The 17,061-nt window shown below is 71.7% G+C and carries 11 protein-coding genes; 3 read left to right on the top strand and 8 right to left on the bottom strand.

What is annotated here, in order from left to right; translation table 11 throughout:
• Nucleotides 1-263: 263 nt before the first annotated feature.
• Nucleotides 264-1,046: a hypothetical protein gene (locus WMF26_RS22190; RefSeq protein WP_438001959.1), complete on the bottom strand. Its 783-nt coding sequence runs from the start codon at nt 1,044-1,046 to the stop codon at nt 264-266.
• Between the two features lie 445 nt (nt 1,047-1,491).
• On the opposite strand from WMF26_RS22190, the gene WMF26_RS22185 reads away from it, so the two are divergent.
• Nucleotides 1,492-3,030 carry a protein kinase domain-containing protein gene (locus WMF26_RS22185; RefSeq protein WP_438001958.1) on the top strand — a complete coding sequence of 513 codons (1,539 nt, stop codon included), beginning with the start codon at nt 1,492-1,494 and terminating at the stop codon, nt 3,028-3,030.
• 65 nt (nt 3,031-3,095) lie between these two features.
• On the opposite strand, the gene WMF26_RS22180 is transcribed toward WMF26_RS22185, so the two are convergent.
• From WMF26_RS22180 to WMF26_RS22165, 4 genes are all read right to left on the bottom strand, one after another.
• On the bottom strand, nt 3,096-4,781 hold the full coding sequence (locus tag WMF26_RS22180) for a mechanosensitive ion channel family protein (protein ID WP_438001957.1): 1,686 nt from the start codon (nt 4,779-4,781) through the stop codon (nt 3,096-3,098).
• Nucleotides 4,782-4,795: 14 nt separating this feature from the next.
• Nucleotides 4,796-6,196 (bottom strand): family 2B encapsulin nanocompartment shell protein, encoded by a 1,401-nt coding sequence (locus WMF26_RS22175; RefSeq protein WP_438001956.1) that lies wholly within the window; start codon nt 6,194-6,196, stop codon nt 4,796-4,798.
• A 96-nt stretch (nt 6,197-6,292) separates the two neighbouring features.
• Nucleotides 6,293-7,699 carry a family 2B encapsulin nanocompartment shell protein gene (locus WMF26_RS22170; protein ID WP_438001955.1) on the bottom strand — a complete coding sequence of 469 codons (1,407 nt, stop codon included), beginning with the start codon at nt 7,697-7,699 and terminating at the stop codon, nt 6,293-6,295.
• Nucleotides 7,700-7,720: 21 nt separating this feature from the next.
• Nucleotides 7,721-10,036, bottom strand: a complete 2,316-nt coding sequence (locus WMF26_RS22165) for a family 2 encapsulin nanocompartment cargo protein terpene cyclase (protein WP_438001954.1) — start codon at nt 10,034-10,036, stop codon at nt 7,721-7,723.
• 428 nt (nt 10,037-10,464) lie between these two features.
• Between WMF26_RS22165 and WMF26_RS22160 the strand changes: the two genes are divergently transcribed.
• Complete coding sequence (locus WMF26_RS22160) at nt 10,465-11,373, top strand: sugar phosphate nucleotidyltransferase (RefSeq protein ID WP_437948152.1); 909 nt, start codon at nt 10,465-10,467, stop codon at nt 11,371-11,373.
• Nucleotides 11,374-11,558: 185 nt separating this feature from the next.
• Complete coding sequence (locus tag WMF26_RS22155; RefSeq protein ID WP_438001953.1) at nt 11,559-12,005, top strand: hypothetical protein; 447 nt, start codon at nt 11,559-11,561, stop codon at nt 12,003-12,005.
• Between the two features lie 107 nt (nt 12,006-12,112).
• Here the strand turns inward: WMF26_RS22155 and WMF26_RS22150 are convergent, their stop codons facing one another.
• The 3 genes from WMF26_RS22150 to WMF26_RS22140 form a co-directional block, all read right to left on the bottom strand.
• A complete protein-coding gene (locus WMF26_RS22150; RefSeq protein ID WP_438001952.1) occupies nt 12,113-13,519 on the bottom strand; it encodes a hypothetical protein in 1,407 nt (468 codons plus the stop codon).
• Between the two features lie 352 nt (nt 13,520-13,871).
• Complete coding sequence (locus WMF26_RS22145) at nt 13,872-15,437, bottom strand: phytoene desaturase family protein (protein ID WP_438001951.1); 1,566 nt, start codon at nt 15,435-15,437, stop codon at nt 13,872-13,874.
• 286 nt (nt 15,438-15,723) lie between these two features.
• Nucleotides 15,724-16,815, bottom strand: coding sequence for a DUF72 domain-containing protein (locus tag WMF26_RS22140; protein ID WP_438001950.1), 1,092 nt, complete (start codon nt 16,813-16,815; stop codon nt 15,724-15,726).
• Nucleotides 16,816-17,061: the final 246 nt, after the last annotated feature.

Genomic DNA, 17,061 nt, shown 5'->3' with positions numbered 1-17,061 from the left:
GTGACCCGGCCGTTGCAAGGCTTGATGCAAGCGTTGAGACGGGCGACTCGGGTGCCGAGCGGGCCATTTCAAGTGTTGAGATGGGCGACTCGGAGGCCGAGCGGGGCATTTCAACGCTTGAATTGTGCGACTCGGGTGCCGAGCGGGCCGTTTCAACGCTTGAATTGTGCGACTCGGGGGCCGAGTAGGCCAACTCGAGCGTCGAGACGGGCGGCTTGCGGAGCGGATCGAGCGAGATGCGCGCTGTGGGCCCGAAGAAAGAACTAGGGAGCAGGAGCGCCGCCAGCGCCGCCGCCTTCACTGGCACCGCCGGCGCCACCGCCGCCGCCTTCACCGTCAGCGCCGGCGCCACCGCCGCCGCCTTCACCGTCAGCGCCGGCGCCACCGCCGCCGCCTCCACCGTCAGCGCCGGCGCCACCGCCGCCGCCTCCACCATCACCGCCGGCGCCACCGCCGCCGCCCCCTTCGCCACCACCGCCGCCGCCGTTCCCCCCGCCTTCACCGGCACCACTGGCGCTTCCGCCGCCGCCACCGTCGCCCGCGCCGGTCGGGTCGACCACGAACGCGCAGGCCTTGAGCGCATGAGCTCGCTTGGTGATCACCTCGCACGGGCTGAGCGCGCCGTCGGCGCCGTGCGCGGGCGGCGCCGCGGAGCACTCCGCCATGGAAGCGACGTTGTCGGCGGCGCACTTGCGCGTCGCGCCGATGGCGTCGACGCAGGCCTTGATCTGGCTTCCGGTCGGCTCCGGCGCGGGGTGGTCCTCGGTGCCGGCGTTCTCGATGCCGTGGAGGCACTGGTCCCAGACGAACTCGACGCAGGCGTCCACCCGCTCGTCGGCGTCGGCCGAGCCGACCCACGCCGGGCACGCGGCGGCGGCCTCGCACCGGGCCGTCTCGATCTGCCGGCAGGCGTCGATGCCCACGGCGGCGGTGCCGCAGCTCTGGGTTGCGAGGGTCACGGCCCCGAGGCCGAGCAACACGGCCGCGACCCACGTTGCGGAGCTCCGCCTCGCGGCGGAGAGGACGGCGAGCGCAGACGAACCCACCCGGCCGAGCTACCACGTGGCCGCCGGGGGCGTCGAGTTTTCCGCCGCCCGCTGCCCCGCAGCGAGCGCGACCGGCGTGCCCGCGACGGCGCCGTCGCCCGCACGCCGGCTCGCGTCCATGGCGCAATCGTGGCGCAGCCGGGCGGACTCGGCCGCGGCGCCGGGCCCCGCGCCTCCGCGGGGAGCGCCGCGTTTCCGCGACCAGCGCCGCGCCTCGGCGACAAGGGCCGCGCCTCGGCGACGAGGGCCACGCCCCCGCCGCGATCCGCGCCCCCGCGACGTGCGCCGCATCGCGAAGACGGCCGCGCCCCCGCGCCGCGCTCGTCGCGAACGGTGTCCGGCCCGGGCCCCGTCCGATCTATGCTCCTGTGGCCTCGATCTCCCGATGGATCCGCCGAGCCTCGCGCAGCTCCGACCTGACACGCTTTTCCACGGGCGATACCGCGTGGTCCGCTCGCTCAAGGCGGGCGGGATGGGGGCGGTGTACGAGGTCGTCGACGAGGTCACCGACCGCCGCCGCGCGCTCAAGGTGATGCTCCCGGGATCCATCCAGGACCCCGGCATGCGCGCCCGGTTCGCCCAGGAGGCCAAGATCACCGGCGGGATCGAGAGCGATCACATCGTCCCGGTCTCCGACGCCGGCATCGACGCCGACTCCGGGATGCCCTTCCTCGTCATGGACCTGCTCCAGGGCGAGGAGCTCGCGAGCCTGTCGGCGCGCCGCGGCCCGCTGCCGCCGGCGGAGGTGGTGCTCTACCTCTCCCAGGTCGCGCGCGCGCTCGACAAGATGCACGCGGCGGCCATCGTCCATCGCGATCTCAAGCCGGCGAACCTCTTCTTGACGCGGCGGGACGACGGCTCGCCGTGCGTCAAGGTCCTCGATTTCGGCCTGGCGAAGATCTCGGCGCAGAGCAGCATGGCGGACCGCACCGCGATCCTCGGGACGCCGCTCTACATGGCGCCCGAGCAGATCCGCGGCGACGGCGCCGTCGGGCCGAAGGCCGACATCCACGCGCTGGCGCACGTGGCCTTCACGCTGCTCGTGGGCAGCCCCTACTGGCTGACCGAGGCCAACGTCCTGCCCTCGATCTTCGCGCTCCTCCAGCGGATGGCGGCGGGGCTGCCCGAGCCCGCGAGCGCCCGCGCCGCGCGGCGCCGCACCGTCCGGCTGCCGCCCGCCTTCGACGCCTGGTTCCAGCAGGCGACCGCGATCGATCCGAGGGACCGGTTCGACCGCGCCACCGCGGCCGTCACCCTGATGGCCGAGGCCCTCGGCGCGCCCCCGCCGTCGAGCCCGCCCCCTGGGCCGGTTCCGTCCACGGGCCCGCCGCCGTCGTCGCGCCGCAGCATCGAGCTCGACGACCGGCGCGCCCGCGCCGTCGAGCCCGAGTCGCGCCGCGGCCTCGAGCTCGGCGACCGGCGCGGCCGCGCCGTCGAGCCCGATCCCGGGCCGAAGCCTCAGGACCCCGGGCCGAAGCCCCTGGACCCCGCGCCGAAGCTCGCGGGCGACGCGCGGCACCGCGACGAGGATCTCGACGAGGTCGTCCACGAGGAGCGGCTCCGGGCCTTCCTCAAGAAGGAGGTCCAGCGCGCCAGGGAGCAGCGGCCCCGGCGGCTGTCCCTGCTGCTGCTCGGCGTGGACGGCCTCCAGGAGATCGAGGAGAAGCACGGGCGGGCGGCGGTCGACCGCATCCTCAACGACCTCGCGCGCGTGGTCCGGATCTACGTGCCCGAGGGCGGGCTGCTCGGGCGGTACCGCCGCGATTTCCTCGCGATCGTCCGCCCCGGGATCGGCCGGACGCGGGCGTCCGCGTTCGCGAAGGTGCTCGGCGAGAAGGTGCGCCAGCACCGGTTCCGGCGCATCCCGTCGATGCCCTTCCGGATGACCCTCCGGATCGGCGTCGCCCACCTCGAGGAGGACGACACGACCGCGCACGATCTGCTCGTGCGCGCGACGTGGGACCTCCTCGAGCGAGGCGAGTGAGCGCCCGGCGGGATCCCCGCGGCTCATGCTCGGGATGAGCCCGACCACGCGCGACGAACCGCTCGTCAGTCGTCGCTCGCGGGCGAGAAAGGCATGACGGGCGCGGATTCCTCGATGTCTCGCCTCGGCGGGTTCTTGACGGAAAGCGTGCTGTCGATGAGGACGGCTCGGCGCGGGCGCGGCGCGCTGACCTGAGCTTTGCAGAGCTCCTCCACGACGCGGCCCCGCAGCGCGTCGTTCACTTCCTTGTTCTTGCCGGGCGGCACGCGCGCGCTGATACGCAGGACGATCGATCCCTCGTTGAGCTCCTCCACGCCGACGTCCACCTGCCCCGGAGCGCCCGTCTGCAGTTCGACCTCCTTCTCGGCGACCCTCGCGAGGAGCTCACGCACCCGCTGGACGTCCTCCTCGTAAGGCACGTGCACGTCGACCACCGCGTTCACGTAGGTTCGCGAATGGTTCGCGACCTTGCGCACCTCGCCGTTCGGGATCGAATGGAGCACGCCGATCTCGTCGCGGATCTTCGTGATACGAACGCCGATCTCCTCCACGCGCCCCTGGATGCCGCCGATTTCCACGAGATCCCCGACGAGGAGCAGGTTCTCGAAGAGGATGAAGAAGCCGGCCACGATGTCGCCCACGAACGTCTGCGCGCCGAAGCCGATGGCCACGCCGATGACGCCGGCGCCGGCGAGCAGCGGCGTGGGATCGACGGACGCCTCGCGCAGGCCCAGCACGAGAGCCGAGAAGTAAATCGCGTACCGCACGAAGCCCATGGCCACAGGAACCAGGGTTTTTCGCTGCTGGAGCGTCTGGGGGTTCTCCTCCGCCACCTTCCCGAGGAAGAGGTCGTTGATGAGGAGCACGCAGATCTCGACGAGGACCCGGCTCGCATAAACGATCGCGATGATCCGGAGCCCGACCCGCCCCGCCTGCGAGAGCCACGTGTCGGGTGTGAGCGCGTCCGCGACCCACGTCGCCGCCGTGATGTACACGCAATAATCGACGACGCGCTTCGTGATCCCGAGCAGGTGCGACAGGTTCCCGAGGTACCTGAGCGGGCTCTCGACGCGGGCGAGCCTCGTGGAGTTGTCGAAGATGACGTCGAGGAGGAGGTATCCGATCCCCGTCGCGAGGCGGCTCACGTAAAACGCGCCCAGCGTGTAGCTGGCGAGCAATACGGCGCGCTGGGGCCCCGGCGCGAGCGCGAGCTTCTCGGTGAGGACGACCGCGGCGGCGCCGAGGACGACCACGCGGAGCGCCTTGCGCAGGCGTATCGTGACCTCTGCGACCGGCTCGCGCCGCTTCGCCAGCCAGTCCGAGCGCGCGACCGCCTTTCCCAGCGCGTCGGCGAGCCCCCGGGCGAGGGCGTCGACGAAGAGCGCGCCGACGACGATGCCGAGCGCGGTGAACAGCCGCGTCTTGGCGAGCGCGGGCTCGTCTCCGACGAGCCCGACGAGCGCGCTCTTCACCACGTCGAAGGCGCGAATTCCGCGAACCGTGGCGAACGCCGCGCCGCCGATGAGCACGGCCCCGACGAGCGCGACCCAGACGAGCGCGCGGCGACGGACGCGACGCCGGAACGATTTGCGCTCGTCCGCCGTGACGTGCTCCAGCGTCGGCGAGCGCAAGACGAAAGCGTAGCCCCGATGGATCAGCCTGACCACGAGCTCCGAGAGGAGCAGGAGCACCACGACCGCGATGCACAGCGCGACGAGGTTGTGGAGGAGCAGGTCGAGATGCAGCGTCATCGAGGCTGACGAGCCTACCGCCCGATCTGCACGTTCTCAAGGACGCCGAGAGCGTCGGGCACCAGCACCGCGGCGGAGTAGTACGTGCTCACGAGGTACGAGCTGATGGCCTTCGGGTCGGTCTCCATCTTGCGGGCCGAGACACCGGGCTCGATCTCCTCGGGGAGGCCCGTGCGGTGGAGGCCGATGACGCCCTGATGCTCCTGCCCCGTGCGCATGACGAGAATGGAGCTCGTGTCGTCCCCGTTGATCGGGATCTTGTCGCAAGGCAGGATCGGGACGCCGCGCCACGCCGTGACTCTCGCGCCGGAGAGCACGACGCTGGTCGGGTAGACGCCGCGGCGACTGCACTCCCGGTGGAAGGCGGCGATCGTGCGCGGGTGCGCCAGGAAAAACTGCGACTTGCGGCGCCGGCAGAGGAGCTCGTCCATGTCGTCGGGCGTCGGGCGGCCGCTCCGGGGATGGAGGCGCTGCTTCAGGTCAGCGTTGTGCAGGAGGCCGAAGTCGCGGTTGTTGATGAGCTCGTGCTCCTGCCGCTCGCGCAGGGCCTCGACGGTCAGGCGGAGCTGCTCCTGGAGTTGATCCATCGGATCGTTGAAGAGATCCGAGACGCGCGTGTGGAGCCGGAGCACCGTCTGCGCGACGCTGAGCTCGTATTCACGCGGCGCGGCCTCGTAATCGACGAACGTCCCCGGGAGCGCGCGCTCGCCCTTGTGACCGGCGGTGATCGCGATCGCCGCCTGTCCGAGCTTGTCCTGCGGCTTCTTCAGCCGCTCCTTGAGCGACTCGACGTGCGCGCGGAGCGCCGGGGATCGCGAGATCAGCTCCTCGAAGGCGCGCTGCGGCAGCTCGAGGACGATGCACGGCGTGACGGCCTTGACCGAATACGTCCAGACGTCGTTCGAGTCGATGACGGACTGATCCCCGAAATGGTCCCCATCCGCGAGGACGTCGAGGATCGTGTCGGCGCCGTACTTGCCGACGCCGAGCTTCTGGGCCTTCCCGTGCGCGAGCAGGAAGATCGTCTCCGCGGGTTTTCCGCGCTCGGCGATCAGCGCGCCGGGCTTGTACTCCCGCTGGATGAACCGGCTCGCCAGGGCGTCGAGCACGGCGTCGTCCGAGAAGCCTTGCAAGAGCGGCAATTCGCAGAGCTCCTGCGGGATCACCTGCACATTCGCCCCGACGTTGCCGAAGCTCAACCGCCCGTCGCCGACGGCATAACTCAGGCGGCGGTTCACGCGATACGTGCCGCCCGTGACCTCGACCCAGGGCAAGACCCGCAAGAGCCACCGGGACGTGATCCCCTGCATCTGCGGATGCGACTTGGTCGTCGTCGCGAGCTTTCGCGCCCCCAGCGTCCCGAGGCTCGAACGCTCTACCTCGTTCCCGATCCCAGGTGTTTCGGCGTTTGCCATGATGTGCCTTTCCTTCTGCGCGCTTCGGAGAGCAGAGCGCTCCGCGTATCCCCCGCGTTTGTACGGGGCACACGCGGAGCGCCTACCGCTCGCGTCTCATTCGTAGGCGCGTCCGATCTCGACGCTCTCCAGGACGCCGAGCGCGTCGGGGACCAGCACGGCCGCCGAGTAATAGAGGCTGACGAGGTACGACATGATGGCCTTCTCGTTGATCCCCATGAAGCGCACGTTGAGGCTCGGCTCGACCTCGTCCGGAATGCCGGCGTGGTGCAGGCCGATGACGCCCTGGTTCTTCTCGCCCGCGCGCACGAGCAGGATCGAGGTCGTCCGCGTCTCCGAGACCGGGATCTTGTTGCACGGGAAGATCGGCACGCCGCGCCACGCCGGGACGTGGTTGCCGTTCACCTCGACGCTCTGCGGATAGATGCCGAGGCGGCTGCACTCCTGGCCGAACGCCGCAATGGCGCGCGGGGGCGCGAGGAAGAACGACGGCTCCCTCCAGACCGTGGCGAGGAGCTCGTCCATGTCGTTCGGCGTCGGGGGGCCGCTGTGGGTGTGGATGCGCTGCTTCAGGTCGGCGTTGTGCAGGAGGCCGAACTCGCGGTTGTTGATGAGCTCGTGCTCCTGGGTCTCCTTCAGGGCCTCGATGGTCAGGCGGAGCTGCTGCTCCGTCTGGTTCATCGGCTCATTGAACAGATCCGCGACGCGCGTGTGGATCTGGAGCACGGTCTGCGCCACGCTGAGCTCGTACTCGCGGGGCGAGGTCTCGTAATCGACGAACGTGCCGGGGAGGACGGGCTCGCCGGAGTGGCCCGCCGCGATTTCGATCGCCGCCTCGCCCGTGTTGTCCTTCTTCTTCGTGGCGAGCGCCTTGAAGTTCTCGAGGTGCTGCTTCAGCGACGGGTACTGGGCGACGAGCTCCTCGAAGACGTTCTGCTGGAGCGTCAGCACCGTGACCGCCGTGACGGCCTTGGCCGTGAACGTCCAGTAATCCTGCGTCTCCAGGAGCGCCTGGTAGCTGTAATGGTCGCCGTCCGCGAGGACCGCGAGCACCGTCTCATCGCCGTACTTGCCCGCGCCGATCTTGTTGATCTTGCCGTGCGCGATGAGGCAGATGTGATCGGCCTCCTTGCCGCGCTCGGAGATGACGTCGCCGGGCTTGTATTCACGCTGCACGAAGCGGTTCGCCAGCGCGGTGAGGACCTCGACGTCCTCGTAACCGCGGAGGAGCGGCAGCTCACAGAGCTCCTGCGGGATGACGTGGATCTTCGCGCCGGTGCTCGTGAACGTCACGCGCCCGTCGCCCACCGCATAGCTCAGGCGGCGGTTCACGCGGTATACGCCGTTGACGTGCACCCACGGCAGGAGCTTGAGCAGCCACCGCGACGAGATGCCCTGCATCTGCGGCGCCGACTTGGTGGTCGTGGCGAGCTGCCTCGCGGCCGCCGTCGCGAGGCTGGTCTGCTGCTGATCGATCGAACCCGAATTCCCTGAGATAGACATGAGTCCCTCTTTCCCGGACGGTTAGGACCGCCCGTGCTTCACCGGCACGGACCGGGCCGTACCCATCGAAAGATCCGCCTTCGCAGCAGGAGCCGCGGCGCCGGCTTTTCCGGCGCCGAAGAAGCTGCTGATACGCGCCGCAGAGGCGCCAAACCCACGCGCGCCCTCGATCGCCCGTTCGATCGGGTGGCGCTCGAGCTCCGCGTCCACGTACCGGCTCGTCGCGACGTGCCAGTTGAGGACGCCAGCCATGTACGATCGCTGCTTCTCGACGTATCCGAGCACGGCCTCGCGGGCCGCCTTGTCGAGATCGAACTCGTCGAGGATGCGGGGCAGCTCGGTCGCGACGATGTGCTCGAACTCCAGCACACGCGCCGTAATCAGGTCATTGACGACCTCCTTGGCCCGCTGCGCGTCGCATTCGAGGAACCGCTCGACGACCAGCACGAGGTTGCTGAGCTCGCCCTCGAACTCGATCTCCTTGCGGTACGAATAGAGATCGTTGATCCACCCGCCCACGTCGGCCGTGGTGTTGTCGAGCCCTCGCATCGTCCGCGTGCGGAAGACCTCGGCCGGGACCACGTCGCCGAGCGTGAGCCTGGACAGGCCCATCGTGAGATCGGCGCCGAACGTCTTGCGGCGCATCTCGACGTAATCGACCGGATCCGGGATCCGGTTCTGGGTCTGGTTCAGGAGCTCCCAGAGCCAGCTCCCGGTCATGTTCTCGATGCTGCGGCGGAGCGTCTGCCGCGACCTCATCGACATGGGGGAAGCTGTGCGGATCCAGAGATCCAGCAGGCCGCTCTCCACCGGGTTCTCGGGCGCCGGGGCGCCCGCGCAGTCGAGGGGCATGAACATCGAGAGCCGCGCGTTGAACCGTTTCGCGCCCGCCATGTCCCGCGTCGCGCCGAACACCAGCGGGAAGTAATCGTCGCCGTACGTCCCCCACGTCAGCCAACCCGAGCTCAGATCGAGCTCGTGCGGGGACGCGTCCGGGTGAATTCCCGCGGCGCAGATGGGAAAATCGAAGCCGATGAACCTGCGCTCGTCCCAGATCCCGGAGCCGAAGACGCCCGGCACCACGTCGAGCATCGCGAGCTTGCGGGCCCACTCGAGGGTGTTCCGGCGCGCCGCGGGCAGGTGTGGGCTCAAGCGGAGCTTGAATGGCATGTAGATCTTCGGGAGCGGCATCCTGCCCACGGGCCGGAACGGGGCGTGGGTGAGGGTCTTGAGCCGCTGCAAACCCAGGGCGCCGGGGGTGAGCCTGATCCGGAACGCCGAGGTGCCGAGCCCCGTCGGCGCCCCGAGGAAATCGGGGGCGCTCGCGGATTTGTCCGCGTTTTCGTTCATGTAGCGGCTCGATCGCATGTGCCATTCGTGGCCGCCGGACTGCCAATCCTGCAGCCCCTTCACATACTTGGCGACGTCGAGGGCTTGGGCCGGCGTCAGCCCGTACTCCACGCAGAGCGCCGGCACCTCGACGAGCGCCGTGTTCTCGAACTGCTGGAGCCGCGACGTCAGGATCTCGTTCGTCAAATCGGCTGCTTTTTGCGTGGGGACGCCGAGGAAACGCTCGAGGACGAGCACGCAGTTGGCGTTCTCCCCTTCGACCTCGACCTCCCGCTGGTACGAGAACAGGTCATTGCGCAGGTGGACGCCGTCCGAGAACGTGTCGCGCAGGACCTCGAGGGGGCGCGTCGCGGCGACGGCGGCCGGGACCTCGGCGCCCACGGCGATCTCGACGAGGCCCGCGGACCAGGGCGCGCCGCCGACCTTGCGGCGCATCTCGATGTATTCGACCGGGTTCGCGACGCGGTTCTCCTGGATATTGGCGAGCTCCCACATGCATTCGAGCAGCAGGTTCTTCGTCGCCTCGAGGAAGCGCTCGCGCCAGTGGACCGAGGTGAGCGGGACGGTCCGCGCCCAGAGGTCCGCGAGCGCGCGCTCGACCACGTTCGTCGGCTCCGGCGGCGTCCCCGTGGGCACGACGGGCATGAAGAGCGGCAGGCGATCGAGGTACGCCTTGGCGCCGCGCATGTCCTTGGTGCGCTTGTAGATTTCGAGGAAATGATCGTCGAAGAAGAACACCCAGACATACCAATCCGTGATCAGATTGAGCTCGGGCGCGGGCGCGTCGGGGTGGGTGTACGCGCAGAGCAGCGCGTAGTCGTGCGCGTCGAGGTCGCTCTCGGTCCAGATGGGTTTTCCTTGCGGGTTCTCCTCCAGGATACCCATCTCGTAGGACCAGCCCTTGGTGTGCGCGCGCGCACCTTCGAGGTGCGGATTGATGCGCGCCGGATACGGCATGTAGAAGTCGGGCAGCGTGAAAGGTTGCATGTTCGCTGACTTCTCTCGTGCGTCGTCGACATGGGCGACGCGGGGCGACCTGAATGTCTTCGGCGGTGGGTATCCCGGACGTCGCTCGGCCGCTCGCACGCAGACGCGCGACGACGAGTTCGTAGGGCTTGTCCATACAGGCCGATCGGGATTTTTCGTACGGGCGGTTCTAGGATAGCTCAGCGGCTTCGACCAAATAAGTTGGTGACCAGCCCCAGACCGCGTTGGCTCCAAAACTGCTGCTTGGTGCGGAACCGCTCGGGCGCCGCGACCGCGGCGACCACGTGCGCCGCGCGGATCGGTCCCAGCCATGCCACGTGACTCGGAGCCGAGCTCCGTCCGACGCTCGTCGATCACGCACAGAGCTATCCGCGGTCGCCCCCTCGATTTCTTGGACGTTCCTCGCGGAGGGGGCGATCCTCCGGCGCATGGCCTCTGCCATGATCCTGGCCGCGGGCCTCGGGACCCGGCTCCGCCCGCTCACCGACGAGCTGCCGAAGCCGCTCCTGTGGCTCGGCGATCGCCCGCTCGTCGCGCACATCGCCGGGCAGCTCGCCGCGGGCGGCGTCCGGCGCGCCGCGCTGAACAAGTCCCACCTCGCGGAGCGCTTCACGCGCGACCTGCTCGCGGCGTTCCCGCTGCCGGTCGAGGTCCTGCACGAGCCGGAGCCGTTCGGCACCGCGGGGGGCCTCGCGAACGCGGCGGGCGCGCTCGGCGACGGCGACGTGGTGCTCTGGAACGGCGACATCCTCATCGACCTCGACGTGGCGGCGCTCCGCGCGGCGCACGGCGAGCGCGGCGCGGCCGCGACGCTCGCGGTGGCGCCGCGGCCGGCCGGGGAGGGGACGGTGGGCGTCGGCGGTCGGGGCGAGGTGGTCCGGCTGCGCGGCGAGCGCTTCGGCGAGGAGGTCGCGGGCGGCGATTTCGTGGGCGTGCAGGTGGTCGGCGAGGCGATCCGGCGCCGGCTGCCGCCGCGCGGCTGCATGGTCGGGGACGTGTACCTGCCGTGGCTGCGCGAGGGGCGGCCGCTCGCGACGTTCGCGGCGCCCGCCGTGTGGCACGACATCGGCACGCTCGCCGCCTACCTCGCGGCGAGCGCGCGCTGGCTCGCGCAGCGCGGCCTGCCGAGCTACGTCGGCCCGGGGGCGTCCGTGGCCGAGGGCGTGGACGTGACCGGCAGCATCGTCGGCGCGGGGGCGCGGGTCGAGGGGGCCGGGGCGCTGCGCGGGTGCGTGGTGTGGCCCGGCGCGCGGGTCGCCGTCGGCGCGGACGTGGGCGCGCCGTGCGAGCGCGCGGTGCTGACGACGCAGGGACGCGTCGTGCGCGCGGCCAGCTGATCGCCCGTCCGGGGCCGTGCCGCGAGGTGCGCCGCGGTGGGCGGCCGGCGCCACGGGCCGCCCCCACTGCAGCGACGTCGCGCGCCGGAGGAGCGCCTCGAGCGCCGGGACACTGGGCATGCGACCGCCTTCGCTCCATGTGTCCGGAAACCCGACCAGAAAGGCACGGTGCAACGATGCTTTCGATGTCTTCCATGCCCCTGCGGCGCCGGCTCCTGCGGCTGCCTTTGCTCGTGTCGGCGCTCATCGGCGCCGCGTGCATCAACGATCCATCGCCGTCGGACCTCCCGCCCCCGAGCCCGCCCTCGGCGCCGCCCACGACGCCTCCTGGCGGGCAGAACAGCGGCAACGGCGGCCCCGCGTCAGGGGCTGGCGCGCAGGGCGACGGCGGGCGGAGCAACGATGGAACGGGGCCCGGCGACCAGGGCGCCGGCGGGCTGGGCGGTGCCGGCGGGCTGGGCGCCGGCGGGCTCGGGGCCGGCGGCGACCTCGGCACGGGCGGCGACCTGGGCACGGGCGGCGACCTGGGCGCCGGCGGGGGCCTGGGCGCCGGCGGGGGCCTGGGCGCCGGCGGGGGCCTGGGCACCGGCGGGGGCCTGGGCACCGGCGGGGGCCTGGGCGCCGGCGGGTAGCGCCGGTCGCACCGCGTCACCCGCCCGAGCGCGAAGCTCCACGGCGCGGCGACAGGCGCCGGCGCGCCGTGGCTGCGCGGAGGGCGAGGCCGGCGCGCGGTGGCTCTTCAGGGGGCGAGCTTCGCCAGGAACATGTCGGCTCCACCCGCGCTCGTCAGCGGCCAGCCGCCGCAGTCCAGCGTGCCCGTGAACGAGCCGCCGACGAACACCCTGCCTCCAGGAGCGACGGCGAGCTCGGGCCGGGACGTCCTGGCCCAGCTTCGACTCCACACGTGATCGCCCGAGGAATCGAGCTTCAGGAGGAGGGCGCCGAACGGCAGCGGCCCTCCGCCGAGATCGATCGTCAACCCCGACGGCGGGTTGATCCCGGTCGGATCGGTCGCCACGACCACGTTGCCCTCCGCGTCCGTCCCGATGCTCCTGCCGGGCCACGAGCCGACGGTATCTCCCGGCTCCACGGGCGTGCCCCAGTAGAACCGGCTCCAGAGCACCGCGCCGCCCGGGGCCACCTTGAACACGCTCAGCGCCCTGCCGCTCGCGCCGCCGCCGCCGTCCCAGCCCGTGGCGACGATGTTGTCGGCGCCGTCGACGGCGAGCGCGTTGACGCTCGAGTTGTACCAGCTGTCGGACGGCAGCATCTGGCTCCAGATGTGGAACCCTCCGGCGTCGAGCTTTGCGAGGAACGCGCTCCGGGAGCCAAGCGAATAGAGGTCCTCGCCCCCGAGGAAGATGCGCGGGCTGAAGTCGCCGGCGAGGATCACGTTGCCCGCGCTGTCGGCGGCGACCGCGCGCGCCACCTGGTTGCCTTCCGCCCCGAAGCGCCAGCTCGAGAGGGTGGTGCCGCCGGCGTCGAGCCGCGCCACGAAGATGTCGGAGCCGAACGCCGGCATCGGCCCGAGCCCCAGATCCGCGAGCTCCGTGTAGGTGCCGGCCACCAGGACATGGCTCGTGCCGTCCACCGCGAGCGCGGTCGCGACCGCGCCCAGGCTGCGGCTCCAGACATGGCTGCCTGTGGCGTCGAGCTTGATCAGCGCCGCCGACGCGGTCTCGACCGGCCCTCCGCCGAAATCGACCGGCTGACTTCCCACCACGTGGATCACCACCTCACCCTGGTCGTCCACCGCCGCGAGCGTCGCCCCTTCGTCGGCAGCGCCGCCGAAGCGCCGGGCCCAGAGCGGGACGCCCCCCGCGTTGATCTTCACCGCGAAGACGTCCGCGCCGCCCGCGCTGCTCAACACGAGGCCGTCGAGGACCAGGCTCCCCGAAAAGCGCCCCACCACCAGGAGGTTTCCCTGGGGATCCAGGGCGACGTCCTCCGCGAGCTGATCGAGCGCGCCCCCGAACCGCCGGCTCCAGAGGTGCTCGCCCGGGCTCGCCGTGAGCGCCTCGGCCGACGTGCCGGAAGGTTCCTGCTCTTCCAATGCGCCCGATGGATCCGGCGCGTCCATGGCGCACCCCGCCAGCCCCAGGGTGCACAGCACGGACAAGAGGCATCGTGATCGGCTCTCCAGCATCGAAATTCCCTCCTTGAGGCGGCCGCGCCGCGGGTCGGCGTCGTGTCGACATGAGAGGCGTTGACGTGCAGCACGAAGCACGTCGCAAAGGCCCATGGCCGCCGGGCCGCGCCCGTCGAGCTGCACGGTCCAGAGCTCGTGGCCTCCCGCTACAGATGCGGTAGACCTTACCGAAATTCACCGTCCGGTGAGGAACGCCACGACGGGGTAGCTGGAGGCTCGACCACGGTCTCTCCTGCGCCGCCGCGTCAGCGTCGCAGCGGTCCGACGGGGTGTGACCCCCTTCCGAGCAGGTGCAGGGCCCGGTCGCGCAGGAGTGCGACCGGGAGCGCTCCCGCGCCCGCCGCCCGGGTCACTTGCCGAGGTCGGCGAGCGCGGCCTTGGCGGCGTTGTGCCCCGCCGCGCCGATCACCGACCCGGCCGGGTGCGTGCCGGCGCTGCACGAGTAGAGCCCGGCGAGCCCGAACCGGTAGGGCACGCGATCGGCGAAGCCGAAGCCGTTGTCGATGTGGTGGATGTGCCCCCGCGTGATCCCGAAGTGCCGCTCGATGTCCGGCGGCGCCAGCGTGAACGTCTCCAGCACGAGATCGCTCATCCCCGGCGCGAACCGGTCGCAGATCGAGAGGAGGTGCTTCACGTAGCGCGGGGCGGCCTGGTCCCACGTCTCGCCGCTCGCGAGCGCGTAGGGCACCCACTGCACGAAGAGCGCGGCGTTGTGGTGCCCCTCCGCGTCGCGCAGGCTCGGGTCGATCGGCGTGTGGAAGTACCACTCGATCGCGGGGAACTCGGGCAGACGCCCGCTCATCGCGTCGCGGTGGGCCTGGCGCAGCGCGTCCATCACGACGTCCTCGTCCGGCAGGAGGTGGATGGTCGGCCCGAACTGCCCGCGGTCCTCCGGGAGGCAGGTGAACCGGGGCAGGCCGGTCAGCGCCATGTTGACCTTGAGCGTGGAGCCGTCCTTCGCGAGCGCGTCGAGCCGCGCCGACAGCGCCGCCCCGATCGCCGCGCCGCCGGCCAGCGCGCGGGTGCGGAACGGATCGGCGTTCGAGACGACCGCCCGGGCGGCGATGCGCGCGCCGTCCTCGAGGAGCACCCCGGAGACGGCGCCCCCGGACGACTCGATCTGCGCGACGCGGGCGCCGGTGACGATCGTGGCGCCCTCCGCCCGCGCCTTGTCGGCGAAGAGGCGGGTGACCGTGCCCATGCCGCCCTCGACGATCATCCACGTCCCGTCCCCGCCCGGAAGGCGGCACATGTTGTGGACGAGGAAGTTCATCCCGGTGCCGGGCGTGTCGAAGCCGCCCGCGAGCCCCGAGAAGGCGTCGGTCGCGGCGTACATCGCCTGGAGGAGATCGCTCTTCCAGGGGAACCGCGCGAGGTAGTCGGAGATCGTGCCGCGGCAGAGCGCCACGAACGTCTGCCGGAGGGCGGGCCGCACGTAGCGCTCCGCGGTCTCCTCGATGGAGAGCGGCTCCTCGAGCCAGGTCGGGGCGATGTCGTCCCGGAGCGCGGCGAGCTCGGCCTGGAGGGCGCTGTTCGCGTCCCAGTCCTCCTGGGAGAAGAACTCGAGGAACTGCCGCTTCATCGCGGCCTGGTCCGAGCCGAAGAGCAGGTAGCGCCGGTCGGTCGTCGGGAGGAAATAGTGCGGATCGCGCCGCCGGAGGGGGAGCGAGACGCCGAGCTCGCCGAGCAGCTCGGGCGGGGCGAGCCCGAGCAGGTAGGCGCCGCTCGAGACGCCCAGGGACGGCGCCTTCTTGAAGGGGCGCTCGGTCTTCACCGCGCCACCCACGGCGTCCTTCTCCTCGAGCACCACGACGTCGAGCCCGCGGCGGGCGAGGAGGACGGCGGCGACGAGACCGTTGTGGCCGGCGCCGACGATGACGACGTCGGCGCGGGCCGGAGCTTCACTGCGTTTCACTGGGCACCTCCAAGCGCTGTGCGCGTCCGCTGCCGCGGCCGGCGCGCGGGCCGCGGCGCGCGAGGTGTTGCACGGATGACGCGGCGAGGAGAGCCCTTTTCGCGCCCCGGAATCCTGAGGAGCGCGCCGCGCCGGCCCCGGGGCCGCCCGCGCGGGGCGCCTTTCCAGCCTGTTCCCGCCGCGGCGCGCGGCGGGCCGGCGCCCTCCTGCGGCGCGGCGGGCGGCCGAGGCGCGGCGCGCGGCCAGCGCCCTCCTGCGGAGCGGCGGGCGATCGGCCCAGGTCGGATCACCCGCCTGCGGCCGCGGTGTGCCCCTGCCACGCCGCGGCGACCTCCTCGGCGATGGCGCGCACGGTGAGGGGGGCCGAGCCCTCGGCCTTGTTGTTCACCAGCACGAAGCTCTCGATGCGCAGCGCCGCGGCCTCGCAGAGGAGCCGCGCGACCTCCGCGCGCATGGCGGGATCGGGCTCGACGATCCGGTTGAACGGGTGGAACCGCCGCTGCTCTGCCTCGTAGCGGCGACCGGGCCCGAGCAAGAGCCGGACGATGGCGAACGGCGCGTTCGAGACGGGCACCACCTCCGCCTGCGCGCCGGGAGACGGCATGTTGCGCCAGTAGCTGTAGGTGTGGGCGACCCCGTGCGCGCCGAGGATCTCCCGGTACTCGCCGGTGAGATACGCCCGCTCCCGGAGCTCGACGGCGTAGGCGAGCTCGCGCGGCAGCGCGCCGAGGAAGGCGTCGAGCCGCTCGAAGAAGGCGCGCGGCGGGAGCCGGTGGGGCGGGCCGACCGGCGGCAGCTCGAGCAGCACCGGCCCCGCGTGCGGCCGGAAGACCGAGAGCAGCGGCGCGGCGACGCGCGACAGGAAGAGCGGGACCGACAGGAAGTCCGGGTTCGGCTCGGCGCGGCCGCGGTTCGCGCCGCGCCCCTCGTCGCCGTCCGGCGGCGCCTCGGAGCGCTGGAGCGTCTGGGACACGACGGCGTGCAGCGCCTTCGGCACGCAGCGGAAGCCGTCCGGCAGCTGCGCTCTATAACGAAGGAAGTCGCTGTCGGGGATGGGGGCGTAGAAGCTCCGGTCGATGCCGACCGTCGTGAGCAGCGGGTGGCGCGCGTACTCGGCGAGGCCGTCGCGCGCGAGCTCCTCCGTGCTCCGCCGCCCGGCGTAGACGAGGCCCTGCCAGCCCGGGAAGCTCCACGAGCTCGTGCCGAGGTGCAGCCCTGCCGGCAGCCGCGCCGCGAGGCGGGCGGCGTCGTCGTAGACCGCGGCCATCGCGTCGGGCTCCGGCGCCGCGGGCGCCTCGGCGGCGGCCGGCCGCGGCGCCTCGCCGAACAGCGAGAGCTGCGAGGGGACAGCGCCACGGCGCCCGGGAGAGCGGCTCACCCGGGCGAGTCTACTGCTTCCGCCGCCCACCGGGAGCACCGCCGCGCCGGCCGGCGCGAGGGGCGCTCGCGCCCTGGGCCCACCGCAGCTTTCCGACGCGCGCCGCCTGCGTACGCGCGGCGGGAGGCGCGGTTTCTCCAGGAACTGCCGCAACTTCTTGCTCAAGTACGCAAGGTGCAATGTCGCGACGCGGCCGGCCAGCTGGCCGGCCAGCGTTTGGCCAGCGCGCCTGAGCCAAGGAACGTT

Origin of the sequence: Sorangium sp. So ce185 (assembly GCF_051526825.1) — a bacterium.
Classification (GTDB): domain Bacteria; phylum Myxococcota_A; class Polyangia; order Polyangiales; family Polyangiaceae; genus Sorangium; species Sorangium cellulosum_D.
This window is presented reverse-complemented; position numbering and strand designations above follow the sequence as displayed.

Coding starts and splice junctions, on each gene's coding strand:
- WMF26_RS22180 (WP_438001957.1), bottom strand. CDS start 4,781: ATGACGCTGCATCTCGACCTGCTCCTCCACAACCTCGTCGCGCTGTGC.
- WMF26_RS22175 (WP_438001956.1), bottom strand. CDS start 6,196: ATGGCAAACGCCGAAACACCTGGGATCGGGAACGAGGTAGAGCGTTCG.
- WMF26_RS22170 (WP_438001955.1), bottom strand. CDS start 7,699: ATGTCTATCTCAGGGAATTCGGGTTCGATCGATCAGCAGCAGACCAGC.
- WMF26_RS22165 (WP_438001954.1), bottom strand. CDS start 10,036: ATGCAACCTTTCACGCTGCCCGACTTCTACATGCCGTATCCGGCGCGC.
- WMF26_RS22160 (WP_437948152.1), top strand. CDS start 10,465: ATGGCCTCTGCCATGATCCTGGCCGCGGGCCTCGGGACCCGGCTCCGC.
- WMF26_RS22155 (WP_438001953.1), top strand. CDS start 11,559: ATGTCTTCCATGCCCCTGCGGCGCCGGCTCCTGCGGCTGCCTTTGCTC.
- WMF26_RS22150 (WP_438001952.1), bottom strand. CDS start 13,519: ATGCTGGAGAGCCGATCACGATGCCTCTTGTCCGTGCTGTGCACCCTG.